Source organism: Vreelandella massiliensis, assembly GCF_900155385.1.
In the GTDB taxonomy this organism is placed as follows: domain Bacteria; phylum Pseudomonadota; class Gammaproteobacteria; order Pseudomonadales; family Halomonadaceae; genus Vreelandella; species Vreelandella massiliensis.
Map to the genome: position 1 here is coordinate 656,652 of NZ_LT699744.1, position 18,684 is coordinate 675,335.

Genomic DNA, 18,684 nt, shown 5'->3' on the forward strand with positions numbered 1-18,684 from the left:
GGTCATTCCTTAGTGGGCACTTTGTCAGGCGCTGCCGTTTTACGGTCAAAACGCCTTTTTTGGATAGGCGATGATAACATCACTTGCCGATATTCCGCAGGTCGCGACAGGGCCAAAATGGCTTCTGGAGCGGTCGCGTCGACAGATATTTCACTCAGTTTGATCTTCCGGAGGAGAGTTTGATGGTGGAACGCGATGTGCTGGTGGCCGCGTGTGAGCACAAGCTAAACGCTGGCCGCTTTAAGGACTTTACGTTGAACGGGCTTCAGGTCGAAGGGCGAGGGCGCATACAGCGCGTGCTTACTGGCGTCACCGCTTGTCAGGCGTTGCTGGATGAGGCCGTCGCATGGGAGGCGGATGCGGTTATCGTGCATCACGGCTATTTTTGGAAGAATGAGCCCGTGGCGGTGACGGGGATGAAGCAGCGACGCATTAAAACGCTGCTTACCCACGACATTAATTTATTGGCCTATCACTTGCCACTCGATGCACACCCTGAGCTTGGCAATAATGCCCAGTTAGCCAAACGGATGGGGTGGCAGTTTGAGCGTTGCCTCGATGCCGAGCTGGGTGACGGGCTTTTATGGCAAGGGCGCACCGAGGCTCAGCCGCTTACAGCGCTATCAGAGCGCATTGCACGCGAGCTTAAGCGGGTCCCGTTGGTGATTGAGGCACCGGGTGTCGGTGAGATTGAGCGCATTGCATGGTGCACGGGTGGCGCGCAGGACATGATCATCCCCGCCTACGAAGGGGGAGCGCAAGTGTTCATTTCCGGTGAGATTTCCGAGCGCACCACCCACCTCGCCCGCGAAATGGGTATCCACTACATAGCGGCGGGTCATCATGCCACCGAGCGTTATGGGGTGCAGGCGCTAGGTGAGTGGTTGGCCGCTGAGCTGGGTATTGAGCATCGCTTTGTCGATATCGACAACCCCGCTTGATGCGGGGTCGTTCTGGTCTTCGGCTCGTCGCAAGCTGGCGGTCAATAGCGGGGTGGCTGTGGGGTTTTGTCTGCCTCTTTTAAGCCAAAGTCCTCGGATAGTGTGCCGCCTTGGCCATCGGCGTAATCGCGTGGCACACCTGGCGCTGCCGGCTTAGCACTCCCTTCTGCTTCGTTCGCTTCGGTGGTGCGCAGGCCGCTTAAGTCAAGATGGCGAAACGCATCATCACTCAAATGCCAGTGTTGGGCCTCTTGGCTAAGCTGCTGCTCAAGCACGCTTGCTTGATCGCGAATCGTGTCGAGGCGCTGCTGCGTTTCAAGTAGGTGCGACCCCATGCGTTTTTTGAGTTCAGCGACTTGTCGCTCGCTTTCCAGAAGCTTTTGCTGCATAGCGGTGACATTGTGCTGACTTTTACTGGTGAGGCGATAGCCCAAGGCGCCTACAACGATACCTACCACAGCGCTAATTAATGCAAACATCAGCTCAGTACTTGCTTCCACATCTCTCTCCCTAGCACCGCTTTGTGGGCTGTATCAGTGACATCTCGACAACAGCCATGTGTTTTCCGGCTATTATAGGCGTCTGTCAGGCACTTGGGTCAATGCGCTCATGTGCTTTGCGTGCCTTCGGCGTATAAACTTGCGCCACTGAATATTGTGCGACTGACAATATTGGCTCAAAGCGAGCTGTTGGAGATTTATGCTATGGCCTTCACCTCTGCTCATGGAGACGCTGTGACTCGACCTAAAACCCCTATGGAGCGCTATCGCGCAGACCTTGAAAGGGATGGCTTTGAATACGACCCGGCGCAAAAGGCGGCCGTCGAGCACCTGCAAAGGCTGTACGACGATCTTGTCAGCACGCCCACCACCCAGCCTAAAAAGGTAGCGGCCAAGAAGGGGCTAAAGGCAAAGATGGCGGGTTTCATGGGCAAGTCTGCGCCTAAAAAAGAGCATCCCGTCCTGCCGCGAGTGCGTGGTCTCTACTTTTGGGGCGGTGTGGGTCGGGGAAAGACCTACCTTGTCGATACCTTTTACGAAGCGCTGCCCTTTGCCGATAAGATGCGCACGCACTTCCACCGTTTTATGCAGCGAGTACATAACGAGCTAAATCACTATAAGGGCGAAAAAGACCCGCTCAAGCTGATCGCCGGCAAGTTCGCCGCCGAAGCGCGTGTGATTTGCTTTGACGAGTTTTTTGTCAAAGACATTACCGACGCCATGATCTTGGCTAACTTGCTAGAAGCGCTGTTTGAGCAGGGCGTTGTCTTGGTGGCTACGTCAAATATCGTTCCCGACGATCTCTACAAAGATGGCCTGCAGCGTGCGCGATTCATTCCCGCTATTGAACTGCTCAATCGCCACTGCGACGTGGTGAATGTCGACTCGGGAATCGACTACCGCCTGCGCGTGCTTGAGCGTGCCGAGATTTTTCACGCCCCGCTCGATGATGCGGCGGAAATCGAGCTTTTGCGTAGCTTCAGGGAAATCTCCGGCCATGAAGGGGAACTCGATGCGCCGCTGGAAGTGAATCATCGGGTATTAAAAACGCGCCGTATTCACGACGACGTGGTGTGGTTTGAGTTTCGCGAGCTGTGCGATGGGCCGCGAAGTCAGAACGACTATATTGAGCTCGCGCGGGAGTTTCATACCGTCCTGGTGTCCAATGTGACGCAAATGGGAGCAAAATCCGATGATCAGGCGCGGCGCTTCATCAATATGGTGGATGAGTTTTACGATCGCGGCGTCAAGCTTCTTATGTCCGCAGAAGTGCCTATTGCCTCCCTTTATAGCGGCGGCAAGCTGGACTTTGAGTTTCAGCGCACCCTTTCGCGTCTGCAAGAGATGCAGTCGCACGACTATCTCGCTTTGGCGCATAAGCCCTAGCCGAAAGGTAGGGTTTGGCAGCTAGCCGGGCCTGGAGATGGGGGAGAGCTATCACAAGGGAAGAGCTGTCACAGTTTTAAAGCAAAAAAGCCTTTAACTCAATGTGGCTCTTACTGTAGAATGCCGCCTCGCTCAACGTTGCCCACTGATCTTAGTGGGCAACCAAGAAAAATAGGGATGGTACTAAGCTTTCGCGCTTTATTTATTAGAGAGCTTAAGGGTACCCAACACACTTAATCTGGTGATTTCATCCATGAAGACGTTCAGTGCTAAGCCGCAGTCCGTCCAGCGCGACTGGTATGTTGTCGACGCGACGGACAAAACGCTCGGTCGTCTGGCCACCGAGATTGCTCGCCGCCTGCGTGGCAAGCATAAGCCCGAATTTACCCCTCACGTTGATACCGGTGATTACATCGTCGTGATCAATGCCGAGAAAGTCCAAGTGACCGGTAACAAAGCCAAGGCGAAAACGTATTATCGCCACACCGGTTACCCGGGTGGCCTGCGTTCGATGACGTTCGATAAAATGATCGATCATGCCCCCGAGCGTATTATCGAGTCTGCCGTTAAAGGCATGCTGCCGAAAGGCCCGCTGGGTCGCGCTATGTACTCCAAGCTGAAAGTCTATGCTGGTGCCGAGCATCCGCACGCTGCTCAACAGCCGCTTGAACTGAACATCTGAGGAAATCTTCGCCATGACACAGCAGTATTACGGTACCGGGCGCCGCAAGACTTCCACCGCCCGCGTTTTCCTTAAGCCGGGATCCGGCAAGATCACTGTCAACAACCGCGAGCTTGATCAATATTTCGGTCGTGTAACGGGCCGCATGGTGGTTCGTCAGCCCCTCGAGTTGACCGATACCCTGAACCAGTTCGACGTCTACGTGACCGTTGAAGGTGGCGGCGGCTCGGCGCAAGCCGGTGCGATTCGCCACGGTATCACCCGTGCCCTGATGAACTACAACGAAGACCTGCGTCCTGCGCTGCGTGAAGCGGGCTACGTTACGCGTGACGCTCGCCAGGTTGAGCGTAAGAAAGTCGGTCTGCGTAAAGCACGCCGTCGTCCGCAGTTCTCTAAGCGTTAATTTTAGCGCAATGCGGCAAAACGCCCAGGTCACAGGCCTGGGCGTTTTTTTTGTTTAAATATCAATAATTTGTGCTTTTTCTTCCACCTTGGTCAAGGGCGGTTGTTCTTGTGCAGAGCGCTTAGTTTTTTTACCATAGAGCGCATTTGATATTTGTCGCTGCAATATGCCTTTGTGGCGGTACGGGTAAGCTGATGGGAGAAACCAAAAATGGCAGATAACGGCGTAAACAAAGGTCGGCGCCGTTTCCTCGTAGGTGCTACCTCCGTAGTGGGGGCGGTAGGTGCTGTCGGGGTTGCGGTTCCCTTTGTGGCTTCTTGGCAGCCTAGTGCCAAGGCGAGAGCAGCGGGTGCTCCCGTACAGGCGGATGTGTCCAAGCTAGAGCCAGGTCAGCGAATGACGGTGGAGTGGCGCGGTCGCCCGGTGTGGATTATCAATCGTACACCCGAAATGATTGAGCGGACTGAGTCATTGGATGTCAGCCGGTTAGCTGACCCCAACTCAGAAGTGCCGCAGCAGCCAAGCTATGTGTCGGGAACACTACGCTCTATTAAGCGCGATATCGGTGTTTTGATTGGTATTTGTACACACCTAGGCTGCTCCCCGCTTTATCGCCCCGAGCCTGACGCGGAAGGGGTGGGGACGGATAACTGGCCGGGGGGGTTCTTCTGCCCTTGTCACGGCTCTCGCTTTGATTTGGCTGGTCGCGTATTTAGCAATGTTCCTGCTCCTACCAACCTCGAAGTGCCGCCGTATCGCTTTGAAAGCGACGATATCATTATCGTTGGCGAAGATGAGGAGTCTGCCTGATGGGTAATCCAAATAAAGCCAAGGCTGAAAGCGGTATCATGCGTTGGGTCGATGACCGCTTTCCCGCCACGCAAATGTGGCAAGATCATCTATCGAAGTACTACGCACCGAAGAACTTTAACTTCTGGTACTTTTTTGGCTCGTTAGCCCTGCTTATGCTGGTTAACCAAATTTTAACCGGCGTCTGGCTGACCATGAGCTATAACCCCTCAGCCGAGGGGGCGTTTGATTCCGTTGAATACATTATGCGCGACGTGGAGTGGGGGTGGTTAATCCGCTATATGCACACCACCGGCGCTTCCGCTTTCTTTGTCGTCGTTTATCTGCATATGTTCCGTGGGCTGCTTTATGGTTCGTATAAAGCCCCGCGCGAGTTAGTCTGGATCTTCGGTATGACCATCTACCTTGCGCTGATGGCGGAAGCCTTTATGGGCTACCTGCTGCCGTGGGGTCAGATGTCTTATTGGGGGGCTCAGGTTATTATCTCGCTGTTCTCCGCTATTCCCGGCATTGGTCCTGATCTGGCCCAGTGGGTGCGCGGCGACTACCTGATTTCCGGCATTACGCTTAACCGCTTCTTCGCGCTTCACGTTGTGGCCCTACCGATCGTCATTTTGGCGCTCGTCGTACTGCACATTATTGCGCTGCACGAAGTGGGTTCCAACAACCCAGACGGTATCGACATCAAGAAGAAGAAGGATGAAACCGGTAAGCCGTTGGACGGCATCCCGTTCCACCCTTACTACACCGTGAAAGACCTGGTGGGTTTGGCGGTGTTCCTGTTTGTCTTCTGCATTGTGGTGTTCTACTTCCCAGAAGGGGGAGGGTACTTCATTGAGAAGCCCAATTTTGAGCCCGCGAACCCGCTCAAGACGCCGGATCATATTGCCCCGGTTTGGTACTTCACACCGTTTTACGCCATCCTGCGTGCGATTACATTCTCGATCTTTGGTCTTGATGCTAAGTTCTTGGGTGTTGTCTTCATGGGCGGTGCGATTGCCATACTCTTTGTTCTGCCGTGGCTTGACCGTAGCCCGGTACGCTCCATGCGCTACAAGGGCTGGATGTCCAAAGTGATGCTTACGCTCTTTGCTATCAGCTTTGTCATCCTCGGGGTGTTGGGTGTACTGCCGTCGACCGGCGCCCGTACTATCCTGGCTCAAGTATGTACAGCCATTTACTTCGCTTTCTTCCTGCTTATGCCAATTTATACCAAGCTGGAGAAGACTAAACCCGTTCCGGAAAGGGTGACTGGCTAATGAAAAAGCAACTATTTGCACTGCTATTCGCGCTGCTCCCAGTAACGGCGATGGCCGCTGGTGGCACTAGCGTGCCGTACTCCATGGAGCCAGACCTGGCCGATAAAGAGTCGTTGCAAAATGGGATGCAGCTGTATGTGAACTACTGCATGGGCTGCCACTCGTTAGAGCATCAGCGCTTCTCGCGCGCGGCGGAAGATTTGGGTATGCCGCAGGACCTGGTGGAAGAGAATCTTATCTTTTCGCCTGCTCTTGCGTTCAATGACCAGATGCACATCGCGATGAATAGCGATGATGCTGAAGGTTGGTTCGGCGCGCCGCCGCCCGATTTGACCCTGGAAGCCCGTCTACGCGGTACGGACTGGATCTACTCTTACCTGTTGAGCTTTTATAAAGATCCGAGCACAACGACAGGTGTCAATAACGCGGTGTTTGAGCTGGTCGCAATGCCTAACGTCTTGGAGCCCTTGCAGGGTGTTCAAGAGAAGGTGTGTGCACAGACCGACCGACACATTGAGGGTGCAGAGCTTGATCCGCTGACCGGCAAGTATCAGTCCTGCGAAGTGTTGCAAGTGACACAGCCAGGTGAGCTAGAGCCAGAAGAGTTTGAAAAGGCCGTTTACGACCTTACCAACTTCCTGGCTTATGCGGGCGAGCCATCTAAGCTTCAAGCTCAAGCGCTTGCGCCGAAAGTGCTGATTTTTATCTTTATTTTCGGTGTGATTGCTTACTTGCTGAAGCGTGAGTACTGGCGCGATATTCATTAAACGAGTATGACGCGTAGCAAAGGGCGTGCGGCATGTGTCGCGCGCCCTTTGTGTTGCTAGCGGTAATCCATTTGTCTGTTTTACCCGGCGAAGTTAGTTGCGTGTTATGATCTTAAGTTGGTTTGATGCGAGGATGATTTCATGGGTGTAGTGGCCAAACGGTCGTCGATGATCTTTTACTCAGGTAATGATGATCACTTTAGCCATCGGGTACGTATTGTGCTGGCTGAAAAAGGAGTCGCGGTGGAAATCGTTGAGGTCAACGACGAGCATCCTCCCGAAGAGCTAGCGGACTTGAACCCCTACAATAGCGTGCCGACGCTATTGGATCGTGATTTGGTGCTTTACGAGTCTAAGGTAATGATGGAGTACCTAGACGAGCGTTTCCCGCATCCGCCGCTGTTGCCGGTTTATCCCGTTGCGCGTGCCCAGAGCCGTCTTTGGATGCACCGTATCGAGCGCGAATGGTGTCCCAAGGTCGAACAGATTCGTACCGGGGGTAAAAAGGAAGCGGATAAAGCACGCAAAGAGCTTCGTGAGAGCTTGGTAGGTATTTCGCCTATTTTTGAAGATATGCCCTTCTTCATGAGCGACGAATTTACGCTGGTTGACTGCTGCTTGGCACCCATTTTGTGGCGCCTGCCGGAGCTGAATATCGAGTTGCCGGAGAAGCAAGTGCAGCCACTGATGAGCTATATGGCGCGTGTCTTTGAGCGTGAGGCATTTAAAGCCTCGTTGAATGAGTGCGAAAAAGAGATGCGCGCATAATTCACTCTGTCCCTGCCTCTATCAGAGGGTAATCTTGGGCAAACGGTAGGAGGGGAACATCATGCGTTCCAGTCGCCCCTATCTGGCGAGAGCACTTTACGAATGGCTGGTTGATAACGAACTGACGCCTTACCTGGTGGTCGATGCCACTCAGCCGGGCGTTGAAGTGCCGAAACAGTTTGTGCAAAACGGCCAGATCGTCCTTAATGTGGCCCCTACGGCAGTGCGCGATCTTTTTATGGAAAATCAAGCCATTGGCTTTAATGCACGCTTTGGTGGCCAGCCGATGCAGGTGATGATTCCCACGCCCGCATTGATTGCTATTTACGCGCGCGAGAATGGCGCGGGCATGGTCTTTGGCCATGAACCAGAGCTTGACGCCGCTGATGAAGAGGAGTCGGCTGAGGCCGAGTCCCATAGCGACGCCCCTGGAAAGCCTGAACTTTCAGTGACTGGGCCAAGCGAGCAGGCCGGTGATGAAGAGGAAGTAGGTAAAGGCAATGAGGGCGGGGATAAGCAATCTTCCGCTAAAAAAGGCGCTTCCAGCGGCAAGAAAAAGCCGACGCTGCGGGTAATTAAATAGATAAGATCGCTACATTTGATCCGCGCTTACAACAAGGCCTCGACGCACATCGAGGCCTTGTTGTTATAAAGGCTCTGTTAGTCTAAGTATTCAAAAACCTTAACAATTCGCTGAACGCCTCTTACATTCGAGGCGGCGTTAACAATCCGATCCGCTTCGCTACGTGACACGATACCCATGAGATAAACGCTGGCATTCTCGGTGGTCACTTTTAGCTTGGAGGAGTCAATACGGTCGTTTGTGGCTAATTGGCTAATCACATTGGTGGTCAGCCAGCTATCGGTCAGGCGCTGCCCAGCAGGAAGTCGCGCGGCGATCGTTAGCTCATTGTGAACCTCTTCCACACCGCGGATATCCTTGGTGACCCTGCCCGCCATCTCGCGGAGTTCTTCGCTGGGGACTTGGCCGACCAACAGTACAACGCCGTTATAGCTATGCGGGCGGATGCGTGCGTCTTCCAGTCGGCCGTCGGTGCGGGCGAGGGCTTTTTCCACTTCCCGTTCGATGACGGCGTCAACCGCTTCGACGTCACTGCTTCGGTTACCGTAATTATCGGGGTTAGAGGCGGTTTGGGTTGCGCAGCCGCTGAGCATCAGCAGTCCAAACAGCAAGGCGGCCGTCAGCCAGCGTGAGGAAAAGGGGATAACGGACATAGAGTGTTCCTTAATAGAGTGGTGGCACGTGATAGCGCCTGATGCGCCACGGATGGTTGGGTAATCAACCGGAAACGTCTTAAGCGCCTTTAGTAATATTAGACGGCGCCGCCAAAGAGTTGTTCATCAATCAAGTCACATAAGCAGTGGATCACCAAAAGGTGTACTTCTTGAATGCGCGCAGTGGAGGTGGCGGGCACGCGGATTTCACAATCATCCTGCCCCAAAAGCGACGCCATATCGCCTCCATCACGCCCGGTTAACGCCACGACGGTCATCTCTCTGTCGTGCGCGGCCTGAATCGCCTGAACAATATTGGCTGAGTTACCGCTAGTGGAGATGGCAAGCAGCACATCCCCCGGCTGTCCCAGGGCGCGGATTTGTTTGGAAAACACTTCGTTGTAGGTGTAGTCGTTGGCAATCGACGTGAGTGTCGAGGTATCCGTTGTGAGTGCTAGCGCCGGGAGGCTCGGGCGTTCGCGCTCAAACCGATTCAGCAGTTCAGAGGAGAAGTGTTGACTGTCGCCTGCGCTTCCACCGTTGCCGCATGTAAGAATTTTGCCCTCATTGACCAAACTCTGCACCATCATTTGGCTGGCGACCTCAATGAAAGGGGGCAACACTTCACTGGCGTACGTTTTGGTATCAATGCTGGCGTTAAAATGGCCAAGTATGCGCGACTGAAAATCCATCTAAAGATCCTGATTGCTGGCGTCAAAATGCGTCGAAGGCTGCTTGTACCCATTCGAAGGTTAAGTCAGGCGGCGAGCCCACAACGGCTAGAATATCAAAGCGGCACGGGCAGCACAGCTGACGTTTAGCGAGATACACCCGGGCAGCGTGTACAAGACGCTGCTGCTTCTTCGCGGTGACGGCTTCTAGCGGGTGGCCAAACTGCGTGGTCATCCGGTGCTTGACCTCGACAAACACCAGCGTGTCGCCGTCTTGCATTACCAAGTCCAGCTCGCCGCCTTTAGCGCACAGATTGCGGCCTAAAAGTGTCAGCCCGCGCAGCTGAAGCCACTCGGCTGCTCGCTGCTCAATCGCCGCACCCCGCGCACGTGCCGTTTGAGCGTTATGGCTCATCGGATGTTGATAACCCTTGAATGAGGATCGGTGCCGGGGTGCCGTTCTGGAACTTCGCCCAAGGCAGTTCGCGGTAGATGCGCCCATCAGCGGTAAGGTAAAGACGCCCGGTTGCGCCATTGAGGCTTTCAGCGTTGGTCAGGGCCTCTAAGTTGGTCGCGATCTCGAAAGCGTCAACCCCCATTGCTTTAAGGCTGAACATCGAGGCGTCGCTCTCTTCGCGCAAGGCTCGATACGTAGCGTAAAAGGGCAGGACTTCTTCTCCGCCCACCGCCGCATCGGGTATTTGCCAGGGAATATCCATGAACATCACACCGTCTAAGTCTTGGTCTAAGCGCGGCTGTCGCTGCCCTTCGTGGAGGTGCGACGTAGCGTAAATGGGTAGCTCTGGGGCGTAGTAATAATCGAGGGTAGGCGGAACTTGTCGCGCATAGTCGGGGACGGCGAGCAAAAACAGAGCGTCGATATTATCTAGCTGGGCGCGCTCACCGCGCACATTAAGGGCGGTCTTTACCGAATTGGAAACCGCGCTATCGGGGTTGTAACGCACCGCGTTAGTGATCTCGCCGCCTTGTTCGCGCCACTCGTTCCAGAAGGCTTCGCCGACCCGCCGGCCCCAATCATTATCGGGCACCATGAGCGCCATCTGGCGATGGCCATCCAGCCAGGCGCGCTGCGCTGCTTGACGGGCCTCGTCTTCCGCCGATAAGCCGAACTGAAATAAGCGCGTGGCCTGATTATGTGGGTTCTTGCCGTAATTAAGCGCCAAGGTGGGCAGTGGCACGCTTGGGCGCTGCTCTAGTGCTGTCACTTGGCTTTTGTCGAGGGGGCCAATGACCATTTGCGCCCCCATTTGCTCAGCGCGGTCATAAAGTGTGTCGAGATCGTATTGGGCGGCATCGATAAAGCGAAGCTGTATGTCGCTATCTTGCATGTCGTGATGGCGGCGTATTGCAGTGGCAAGCGCCGAGGCGACATTTTCCAGCGGCCCGGATTCGGGTAAAAATACCGCTATCCGCTCCACGTCTACACTGAATTCGGGTAGCGCAAAGCGTTCAGGGTCCGGCTGGTCGAGTGCGTCCTGCGCCCAGCGTCTGCGCTCTTGCAGGGTTTGCTGTTGGTCAGCCGACATCGCCAGTTCTTGCTCAAGGACCGCGGAGGCTTTTAAAACCGCGCGGGGCTCATCCAGTGCACGGGCAAGCCCTGAGTAGAGGAGCGCCCAGCGCACGCGCTCGGATTCAGACAGCTGCCCGGCATCCAGTTTATCGGCGGCGGCAAAGGCTTCGTCGCGCAGGCCTTGGCGCGCGTAAATCGTCGCTGCCTCCAGGCGCGTTTGCGCGGCTTGTGCGGGCGCTTGCTCCTGGGCTTGGCTGAGAAGGCGGTTGGGGTCCTCATCGGGCACGCGGTCGACCACGCTAGGTGGCTGCTGAACAGCACAGCCCGCTACAAAAAGGGCCGTGAGCGTCAGGGAGAGTAAGCCACGATATAGCGGTTTCATGTATCCTTCCTTAGTTGCCATTGGCGCTGCCGTTTTTCGTTCACCAGGAGTAAAGATGACACACGGTCATTCGGGCACATCGTTTCCAGGTACGTCATTTGCAAGTGCGTCGTGTCTAGATGCATCACAACCCGGAACATTGTACGTGGTTGCTACACCGATTGGGAATTTACAAGACCTCTCGCCCCGCGCTGCCCAAACTCTTGGTAGTGTAGCGCGAATTGCCGCGGAGGATACGCGCCATAGTGGACGGCTTCTCGCCCATTTGGGGCTGAATGTGCCGATGCTCTCCCTGCATGATCATAATGAAGCCCAGCGCGTTGAGCAGCTCGACCGCTATCTCGCGGCGGGCGAGGATATCGCGCTGATCAGCGATGCCGGCACGCCGCTGATCAGTGACCCTGGGTTTGTGCTTGTCCGCGCGCTGCGCCAGCGGGGGCGCCATATTGTTCCCGTGCCCGGCCCGTCAGCGCTCATCACCGCGCTATCCGCCGCTGGGCTTCCCACGGATCGGTTTACTTTCGCGGGTTTTCTGCCTGCCAAGCCCGCCGTGCGCAAACAAGCGCTCGAACAGTGGCAGGGGCATGAAGCAACGCTCGTGTTTTATGAATCCCCGCACCGTATTGTGCCTACGCTCGCGGCGCTCAGTGAGGTGATGGGGCAGCGTGAGGTGGTGCTTGCCCGCGAGCTGACCAAGACCTTCGAGACGTTTCTGAGCGGCACGCCAGCGGAGCTTTTGATTCAGCTAGAGGAGGATCCCAATCAGGCTCGGGGTGAGTTTGTGGTGATGGTGCATGGGGCGCCGCCCAGAACCGAGCAGAGTCAGCACGCATTTTCGGAAGAGACGCTGTTAAAAACGCTATTAGCGGAGGGTGTCGGCGTCAAACAGAGCGCCGCGGTTGCCGCCCGTGTGTTCGGTGGCCGCAAGCAGAGTTGGTATGCCCGACTACAAGCAATCAAAAGCGATGATTGAGGCCGGGCGGGGGCGCTGGTATGCTTGCCGCCGGAGTTGGCCAGACAGTCGCCGCTGCCTTTGCGGGCAGGGGAGGAAAGTCCGGGCTCCATAGGGCAGAGTGCCAGGTAACGCCTGGGCGGTGTGAGCCGACGGAAAGTGCAGCAGAGAGTAGACCGCCTACGCCTTTCGAGGCCGGTAAGGGTGAAAGGGTGCGGTAAGAGCGCACCGCGCGCCTGGCAACAGTGCGTGGCAAGGTAAACCCCACTCGGAGCAAGACCAAATAGGGACCCAATGGCGTGGCCCGCGCTGGGTCCGGGTAGGTTGCTTGAGCGCTGCGGTAACGTAGCGCCTAGAGGAATGGCTGTCCACGACAGAACCCGGCTTATCGGCCGACTCCCCAATCATGCAAAGAGCGACTTAGCGCGCTCTCCTGACAATGCCATGCGCCATCACCCCAAGTGGGTCAGGCCATCGTTCTGTGTGAGAGCTACATGCCAGCATCAGAGGCGGCAAACGCCGCTAATCGCTTTCGTCATACCAGTGTACTGCTTGACGGCGCCGTCGATACGCTCGTGCATCAGCCCGATGGCGTGTATCTGGATGGCACCTTTGGACGTGGCGGTCACTCACGGGTTATTTTATCTCGCCTAAGCGAGGCGGGGCGTTTGATCGCGCTCGACCGCGACCCGCAGGCGGTAGCGGCGGCCGCCGAGATAGATGACCCCCGCTTTACCATGGTGCAGCGCGATTTTGCTCGCCTGGCGGATGTTGCCCGCGAGCAAAGCGTTCACGGTAAGCTCGCGGGAATTTTGCTCGATGTGGGTGTCTCTTCGCCGCAACTAGATGACCCCGAGCGGGGCTTTAGTTTTATGCGCAATGGCCCGCTTGATATGCGAATGGACCCGACTCAAGGCGAAAGTGCGGCGCAATTCCTTGCGCGAGCCAGCGAGGCTGACATCGCCCAGGTGTTCAAAACCTACGGTGAAGAGCGCTTTGCCAAGCGCTTGGCGCGTGCCGTCGTTACCCGCCGCCGTGAACAACCTTTTACCCATACCGTGGATCTTGCCGAGGTGCTAAAAGCTGCGCACCCGGCTTGGGAAAAGGGCCGGCATCCGGCGACCAAAGCCTTTCAAGGCCTGCGTATTTACCTCAATGGCGAACTCGAACAGCTCGACGCCGCCCTAGAAGCTGCCCTAGACGCGCTTGCGCCTGGCGGTCACTTAGTGGTGATCAGCTTCCACTCCCTGGAAGACCGCCGCGTCAAGCGCTTTATTCGCCATCACGTGCGTGGCGATACAGATTTGCCCCGGGGCGTGCCTATTCGCGATGACCAGCTTAATCGCCGTTTAGAGGCCCTTGGGAAAGGTCAGCGCCCTACGGAGGAAGAAGTGGCGGAAAACCCACGCGCGCGTAGCGCGGTGATGCGTGCGGCGCGTAAGCGGGCTTAGGAATGGCACGGATCAATGTTCAGCAGTGGGCCGCATCGATGCGTGCCGAGTGGCCATTTCGCCTGCGCTTTCGGTTGTGGCCCCTTTTCAACGCGCTGCTGTTTTTGCTGTGTCTGGGCACAGGCCTAGCCGTGGTCATCACCACCCATCAAACGCGCGTTGCGTTTGCCGAGCTTCAGCGCTTGGAGCAGGAGAAAAATCAGCTGCATACCGAGTGGGGTCAGCTGTTGCTTGAAGAGGGCGCTTGGTCGACGCCGGCCCGAGTGGAGCGTATTGCGACCGAGCGTTTGAACATGCGCATTCCCGATGTCCACGACGTTGAGGTGATTCGGCCGTGAGTCGCGCAAACCGAGGCGTTTCATCGCGTGCCACTCCCATCGCGCCGCCGCTTGCCGGTGGCCGCTTTCTGCTAGTGCTTTGCGCCATTGTCGCCGTCGCTGTCGTACTCATTGGCCGCATCACGCTGTTGCAGGTCATTGATCGCCCCTTTCTCCAGAGCCAGGGGGATGCGCGCACAATGCGGCATGAAACGATTCCTGCGCACCGCGGTATGATCACCGATCGCAACGGAGAGCCGTTGGCGATTTCAACGCCGGTGGTGACGTTATGGGCGAACCCGCAAGAGTTAACCCAAGACCCTCTGCAGCGCGTGGTGCTATCCCAAGCCCTGGGTATGAACCTGCTTGATTTCGAGGCACGCCTGGCGCGCTTTAGCGAGCATGAGTTCATGTACTTACGCCGCCATATGACCCCTCAAGCCGCCCAGCATATTCTCGATTTGCGCACCCCGGGGGTGTACTCCCAGCAGGAGTACAAACGCTACTACCCTGCCGGTGAGGTCGCCGCGCAACTGCTGGGGGTGACCAACGTGGATGACGTGGGGCAAGAGGGGCTGGAACTGGCCTACCAACCCTATTTGGCCGGCCAGCCGGGGCAGCGGCGGATTCTTAAAGACCGCCGTGGCCGCTTGATCCGCGAGCTCGGCGTGTTGAAAGAGGCAGAGCCCGGCGGAGAGCTCACCCTGGCCATCGATCAGCGCCTTCAGTACATGGCATACCGCGAACTGCGCGCGGCGGTTGCCGAGCATCGCGCGGATGGCGGTGTGGTGGTGATGATGGATGCACGCAACGGCGAAGTGCTGGCGATGGCGAACTTACCCTCGTACAACCCCAATAATCGCGCCGGCCTCGATCCCCGCGGGCTGCGCAACCAGGCGGTGGTGGATGTGTTTGAGCCCGGCTCGGTGGTGAAACCCCTCGCCATGGCGGCGATATTGGAAAGTAGCCAGTTTGATCGCGATACTGTGGTGAATACTTCCCCCGGTTGGATGCGCATTGATGAGTATACGATTCGTGATATTCGCGATTATGGGCAGCTCGATTTGGCCGGGATTTTGGAAAAATCGTCCAATATTGGGATGTCTAAATTGGCGTTAGAGCTTCACGACATGGCGATTTGGGAAAAATACAACCAGCTGGGGTTTGGGCATAATCCCGGTACGGGCTTTCCTGGCGAATCGGCGGGCAGTTTGCCGGCCCCAATTCGTTGGTCGCGTAGCGAGAAAGCCACGCTATCGTATGGTTACGGTTTATCCGTGACGGCCCTGCAGCTTGCGAGCGCTTACACCGCCATTGCCAATAACGGTGTCAGGATGCCGCCTTCCCTGTTGCGCCTGAGGCAAGCGCCGGAAGGCATTCCCTCGATTGACCCTGAGGTCGCGAATGATCTGCTGCGTATACTGGAATCTTCGGTTGGCGCTTACTCAGGGGGGCGTCGCGCGCGGGTAGAGGGGTACCGCGTCGGTGGGAAAACCGGCACCGTGCGTAAAACGGGAGTCTCGGGGTACGACACCAACGCTTACCGTAGCGTGTTTACCGGTGTCGCACCGATCTCTGATCCGCGTATTGTGACCGTTGTGATGATTGATAACCCCAAAGCCGGTGAGTTTTACGGGGGGGCCGTGGCCGCTCCGGTTTTTTCCAGCGTCACCGGCAACGCACTGCGGCTGTTGGATGTCCCGCCAGATCATGAGGTGCCCTAGGTTTGAAGGAGAAAGCATGACATTAAGTTCACGCGATGTAGTCACGGCGCTCAAGCAGGTATGGCCAACGGCAAAGCTGCCAGAAGCCTTACCCGGGTTGCCTGACAACGTGCGACTGATCACCGATTCACGCCTCGTTAAGCCAGGGGATATTTTTATCGCCGTGCCCGGCAGTCAGCGTGACGGGCGCGACTTTATCGAGGCGGCACTTGATGCGGGAGCCGCGTTGGTGCTCAGCCACGCACGTAATGGCGACGTGAGTCTTGAGGGGCGCGTGCTGGTTATGCCGCACTTGTCGCTGCGCTTGGGCGAGCTGGGCCGCGCTTTGTTCAAAGTGCCAAGCGATATCGACGTGATCGCCGTGACGGGCACCAACGGCAAAAGTTCGGTCACTCACTATATCGCCGATCTAAGCGATCAGCTCGGTACGCCTGCGGGAGTGGTCGGCACGTTGGGGGTGGGGCGCACCGGCACATTGGCGGATAGCGGCTTGACCACGCCGGGGCCGCTGGCACTGCAAGCCACGCTGGGCGAAATGGCCCATGACGGCGTGCGTCGTATTGCTCTTGAAGCCTCCTCTCACGCGCTTGACCAAAATCGCTTGGATGCGGTGGATGTCAAAGTGGGTGTCTTCACCAACCTAACCCGCGACCACCTGGATTATCACGGCAGCATGGCCGCCTATGCCGCGGCGAAATCCAAGCTGTTTCGCCGCAGGGAGCTGGAACTCGCCGTGGTCAATGGCGATGATCCTCTTGCGCGGCTGATGTTGTCAGGCTGCTCGGACGAGGTTCGGGTATTGGCGACCGGGCAAGACGAAGCGGTAACGCTACGCGTGCTTGAGTGGTCGCCCCATGCCAAAGGGCAGCAGGCGGTTATCGCCACGCCTGACGAGGAGAAAGTGCTCAATTTTGCCCTGATGGGGCGCTTTAATCTGGATAACGTCTTGTTGGCCATGGCCACGCTTTACGGTTTGGGCGAATCCATCGACGCGCTCGTGAGTGCCGCGGCGCATATTGCGCCGGTACCCGGTCGCATGGAGTTATACCAGCGAGATGGCGCCCCAAGTGTGGTGGTGGATTACGCGCATACACCGGACGCACTGCATAAGGCGCTGCAGGCGTTGCAAGCCCATTTAGGTCATGCCGGCCGCTTATGGTGCGTGTTTGGCTGCGGTGGGGATCGCGATAGCGGCAAACGAGCGGAGATGGCGCGCGTTGCCGAGGCCCACGCGGATCACTGCGTGGTGACCGATGATAACCCGCGTAGCGAGTCCGCCGCGGCGATCCGCCAGGAGATCCTCTCAGGTTTTAGTCAGGCGGATAACGTCACCGAGATCGGCGATCGGCGTGCCGCGATTGCGCATGTGGTCGCAAGCGCGGGCCCCGATGATGTCATTCTGGTAGCCGGTAAAGGCCACGAAGCGTACCAAGAGATAAACGGTGAGCGTGAGCCGTATCGGGATAGCGACGAAGTGCAAAAGGCCTTGGACGCACGAGGCCAAGCATGACCGCGTTAACGCTAAAAGAGGTAGCGCATGCGGTAGGGGGCGAATGCTCGGGCGGCGATGAGGCGTTAAACGTGACGTCGGTCGTAACGGACTCACGTCGTATCTCACCGGGATGCCTATTTGTCGCGCTAAAAGGGGAGCGTTTTGACGGCCACGCTTTTCTTGCCTCGGCGTATGCGCAGGGTGCCGTGGCGGCTCTGGTATCTCAGCGTGACGATGAGTGCCCGCTTCCCCAGATCATCTGTGCAGATACGCGGCTAGGGCTTGGGCTGCTTGCATGCGCGTGGCGAAAGCGCTGGCAAGGGCCGGTGGTAGCGATTACGGGTAACAGCGGCAAAACCACGGTAAAAGAGATGACCGCGGCGTTGCTGAAAGCCTACGGTACGGTGCATGCGACCCAGGGGAACCTAAATAATGATATCGGCGCACCGTTAACCCTTTTAGGGTTGTGTGCGTCACATCGTGCCGCTGTTGTCGAGTTAGGGGCCAACCACCTAGGCGAAATCGCTTGGACCGCTCCTTTGGTCAAGCCCCAAGTGGCGGTGATCACTAACGTGACTGGCGCGCACGTGGGCGAGTTTGGTGGCATGGGGCAAATTGCCCAGGCCAAAAGCGAAATTCTGCACGCCTTGCCTTCTCATGGCACGGCGGTGCTTAACCGTGATGATCGCTACTTTCACTTTTGGCAGCAGTGCGCAGCGCCAAGGCAGGTAGTGAGCTTTGGCCTGCACCCCGAGGCCCAGGTAAGCGCCAAGGCGCTTTCTTGTGATGCCCAAGGGCGTTATGCTTTTACGCTTATTAAAAACGGGCAGGCGCTTGGTCGCGTCACGCTTTCGCTAGTGGGCCAGCACAATGTGCTCAATGCCTTGGCGGCCGCGGCCGCGGCGCTGAGTATCGGGGTACCAAGCGATGAGGTGGTCGCTCGCCTGTCAACGCTTACCGCCTTGCCGGGGCGCCTTCAGGTAGTCTCGCACCGCCAAGGTGGCGCGCTTTTGGATGACTCCTATAACGCTAACCCCGGTGCGGTGAAAGCCGCGCTGGAGGCGCTTATGCGCTTTCCGGGGCCACGCTGGTGCGCGCTAGGCGCCATGGGGGAGCTTGGCACCGAGTCAGACGCGCTTCATGCAGAGGTGGGGGCTCATGCTGCCAGGCTGGGCGTCGATCAACTGTTGACGCTCGGGGAAGCGGCAAAACCCGCCAGCGAGGCGTTTGGTCAAGGGCATCATTTTGCTGACTATGCCGCACTTGAGGCGTTTCTGGTGCACGCCTTGCCGCCTAATGCCAGTTTATTGGTCAAAGGGTCGCGTAGCGCTGGAATGGAGCGTTTGGTCGAGGCGTTGCGCATAGACGATTCATACTTAGAAACATCATGTTAACCATAAGGTAACCGCCGT

The 18,684-nt window shown here is 57.0% G+C and carries 20 protein-coding genes and 1 other RNA gene; 16 read left to right on the forward strand and 5 right to left on the reverse strand.

The genetic code is table 11. The features are described from left to right. Window positions 1-182: 182 nt before the first annotated feature. The gene (locus BQ9846_RS03035) at window positions 183-941 is read left to right on the forward strand and encodes a Nif3-like dinuclear metal center hexameric protein (RefSeq protein ID WP_075879135.1); all 759 of its coding nucleotides are present in this window, start codon (window positions 183-185) and stop codon (window positions 939-941) included. Window positions 942-982: 41 nt separating this feature from the next. Here BQ9846_RS03035 and BQ9846_RS03040 read toward each other — a convergent pair whose 3' ends face one another. After that, entirely contained in the window at window positions 983-1,441 is a 459-nt protein-coding gene (locus BQ9846_RS03040; protein ID WP_075879136.1) for a Z-ring associated ZapG family protein, read from the reverse strand. A 255-nt stretch (window positions 1,442-1,696) separates the two neighbouring features. Here BQ9846_RS03040 and zapE point away from each other — a divergent pair, with 255 nt between their 5' ends. The 8 genes from zapE to BQ9846_RS03080 all read left to right on the forward strand — a co-directional run bounded on the left by zapE (window position 1,697) and on the right by BQ9846_RS03080 (window position 8,099). Continuing rightward, complete coding sequence (gene zapE / locus BQ9846_RS03045; RefSeq protein WP_422821877.1) at window positions 1,697-2,827, forward strand: cell division protein ZapE; 1,131 nt, start codon at window positions 1,697-1,699, stop codon at window positions 2,825-2,827. Window positions 2,828-3,080: 253 nt separating this feature from the next. Beyond that, a complete protein-coding gene (gene rplM / locus BQ9846_RS03050; RefSeq protein ID WP_075879137.1) occupies window positions 3,081-3,509 on the forward strand; it encodes a 50S ribosomal protein L13 in 429 nt (142 codons plus the stop codon). A gap of 13 nt (window positions 3,510-3,522) precedes the next feature. Beyond that, window positions 3,523-3,912 (forward strand): 30S ribosomal protein S9, encoded by a 390-nt coding sequence (rpsI, locus tag BQ9846_RS03055; protein ID WP_075879138.1) that lies wholly within the window; start codon window positions 3,523-3,525, stop codon window positions 3,910-3,912. 210 nt (window positions 3,913-4,122) lie between these two features. Beyond that, a complete protein-coding gene (gene petA, locus BQ9846_RS03060) occupies window positions 4,123-4,722 on the forward strand; it encodes a ubiquinol-cytochrome c reductase iron-sulfur subunit (protein WP_075879139.1) in 600 nt (199 codons plus the stop codon). Further along, the gene (locus tag BQ9846_RS03065; RefSeq protein WP_075879140.1) at window positions 4,722-5,981 is read left to right on the forward strand and encodes a cytochrome b; all 1,260 of its coding nucleotides are present in this window, start codon (window positions 4,722-4,724) and stop codon (window positions 5,979-5,981) included. Before petA ends, BQ9846_RS03065 begins: the two co-directional genes overlap by 1 nt. Next, on the forward strand, window positions 5,981-6,748 hold the full coding sequence (locus BQ9846_RS03070) for a cytochrome c1 (RefSeq protein ID WP_075879141.1): 768 nt from the start codon (window positions 5,981-5,983) through the stop codon (window positions 6,746-6,748). Before BQ9846_RS03065 ends, BQ9846_RS03070 begins: the two co-directional genes overlap by 1 nt. A 141-nt stretch (window positions 6,749-6,889) precedes the next feature. Continuing rightward, window positions 6,890-7,516, forward strand: a complete 627-nt coding sequence (gene sspA / locus BQ9846_RS03075) for a stringent starvation protein SspA (protein WP_075879142.1) — start codon at window positions 6,890-6,892, stop codon at window positions 7,514-7,516. 61 nt (window positions 7,517-7,577) lie between these two features. Next, entirely contained in the window at window positions 7,578-8,099 is a 522-nt protein-coding gene (locus tag BQ9846_RS03080) for a ClpXP protease specificity-enhancing factor (RefSeq protein WP_075879143.1), read from the forward strand. Between the two features lie 77 nt (window positions 8,100-8,176). Here the strand turns inward: BQ9846_RS03080 and BQ9846_RS03085 are convergent, their stop codons facing one another. The 4 genes from BQ9846_RS03085 to BQ9846_RS03100 form a co-directional block, all read right to left on the reverse strand. Further along, window positions 8,177-8,752, reverse strand: coding sequence for a BON domain-containing protein (locus tag BQ9846_RS03085; RefSeq protein WP_075879144.1), 576 nt, complete (start codon window positions 8,750-8,752; stop codon window positions 8,177-8,179). A 98-nt stretch (window positions 8,753-8,850) separates the two neighbouring features. Beyond that, window positions 8,851-9,444, reverse strand: a complete 594-nt coding sequence (locus BQ9846_RS03090) for a phosphoheptose isomerase (RefSeq protein ID WP_075879145.1) — start codon at window positions 9,442-9,444, stop codon at window positions 8,851-8,853. Window positions 9,445-9,466: 22 nt separating this feature from the next. Beyond that, complete coding sequence (locus BQ9846_RS03095) at window positions 9,467-9,838, reverse strand: YraN family protein (protein WP_075879146.1); 372 nt, start codon at window positions 9,836-9,838, stop codon at window positions 9,467-9,469. Continuing rightward, the gene (locus tag BQ9846_RS03100; protein ID WP_075879147.1) at window positions 9,828-11,336 is read right to left on the reverse strand and encodes a penicillin-binding protein activator; all 1,509 of its coding nucleotides are present in this window, start codon (window positions 11,334-11,336) and stop codon (window positions 9,828-9,830) included. The genes BQ9846_RS03095 and BQ9846_RS03100 overlap by 11 nt, the downstream gene beginning before the upstream one ends. A gap of 139 nt (window positions 11,337-11,475) precedes the next feature. Here BQ9846_RS03100 and rsmI point away from each other — a divergent pair, with 139 nt between their 5' ends. From rsmI to BQ9846_RS03135, 7 genes are all read left to right on the forward strand, one after another. Further along, window positions 11,476-12,309 (forward strand): 16S rRNA (cytidine(1402)-2'-O)-methyltransferase, encoded by an 834-nt coding sequence (rsmI, locus tag BQ9846_RS03105; protein ID WP_075879148.1) that lies wholly within the window; start codon window positions 11,476-11,478, stop codon window positions 12,307-12,309. A gap of 32 nt (window positions 12,310-12,341) precedes the next feature. Next, window positions 12,342-12,692: RNase P RNA component class A (gene rnpB, locus BQ9846_RS03110), an RNA gene on the forward strand. A gap of 90 nt (window positions 12,693-12,782) precedes the next feature. Then, window positions 12,783-13,739, forward strand: coding sequence for a 16S rRNA (cytosine(1402)-N(4))-methyltransferase RsmH (rsmH, locus tag BQ9846_RS03115; protein WP_075879149.1), 957 nt, complete (start codon window positions 12,783-12,785; stop codon window positions 13,737-13,739). Window positions 13,740-13,741: 2 nt separating this feature from the next. Next, window positions 13,742-14,077, forward strand: coding sequence for a cell division protein FtsL (gene ftsL / locus BQ9846_RS03120; protein WP_075879150.1), 336 nt, complete (start codon window positions 13,742-13,744; stop codon window positions 14,075-14,077). Continuing rightward, window positions 14,074-15,780 (forward strand): peptidoglycan D,D-transpeptidase FtsI family protein, encoded by a 1,707-nt coding sequence (locus BQ9846_RS03125; protein WP_083651451.1) that lies wholly within the window; start codon window positions 14,074-14,076, stop codon window positions 15,778-15,780. Before ftsL ends, BQ9846_RS03125 begins: the two co-directional genes overlap by 4 nt. Before the next feature lie 16 nt (window positions 15,781-15,796). Beyond that, entirely contained in the window at window positions 15,797-17,290 is a 1,494-nt protein-coding gene (locus tag BQ9846_RS03130; RefSeq protein WP_075879151.1) for a UDP-N-acetylmuramoyl-L-alanyl-D-glutamate--2,6-diaminopimelate ligase, read from the forward strand. Further along, window positions 17,287-18,666 carry a UDP-N-acetylmuramoyl-tripeptide--D-alanyl-D-alanine ligase gene (locus tag BQ9846_RS03135; RefSeq protein WP_075879152.1) on the forward strand — a complete coding sequence of 460 codons (1,380 nt, stop codon included), beginning with the start codon at window positions 17,287-17,289 and terminating at the stop codon, window positions 18,664-18,666. The genes BQ9846_RS03130 and BQ9846_RS03135 overlap by 4 nt, the downstream gene beginning before the upstream one ends. Window positions 18,667-18,684: the final 18 nt, after the last annotated feature.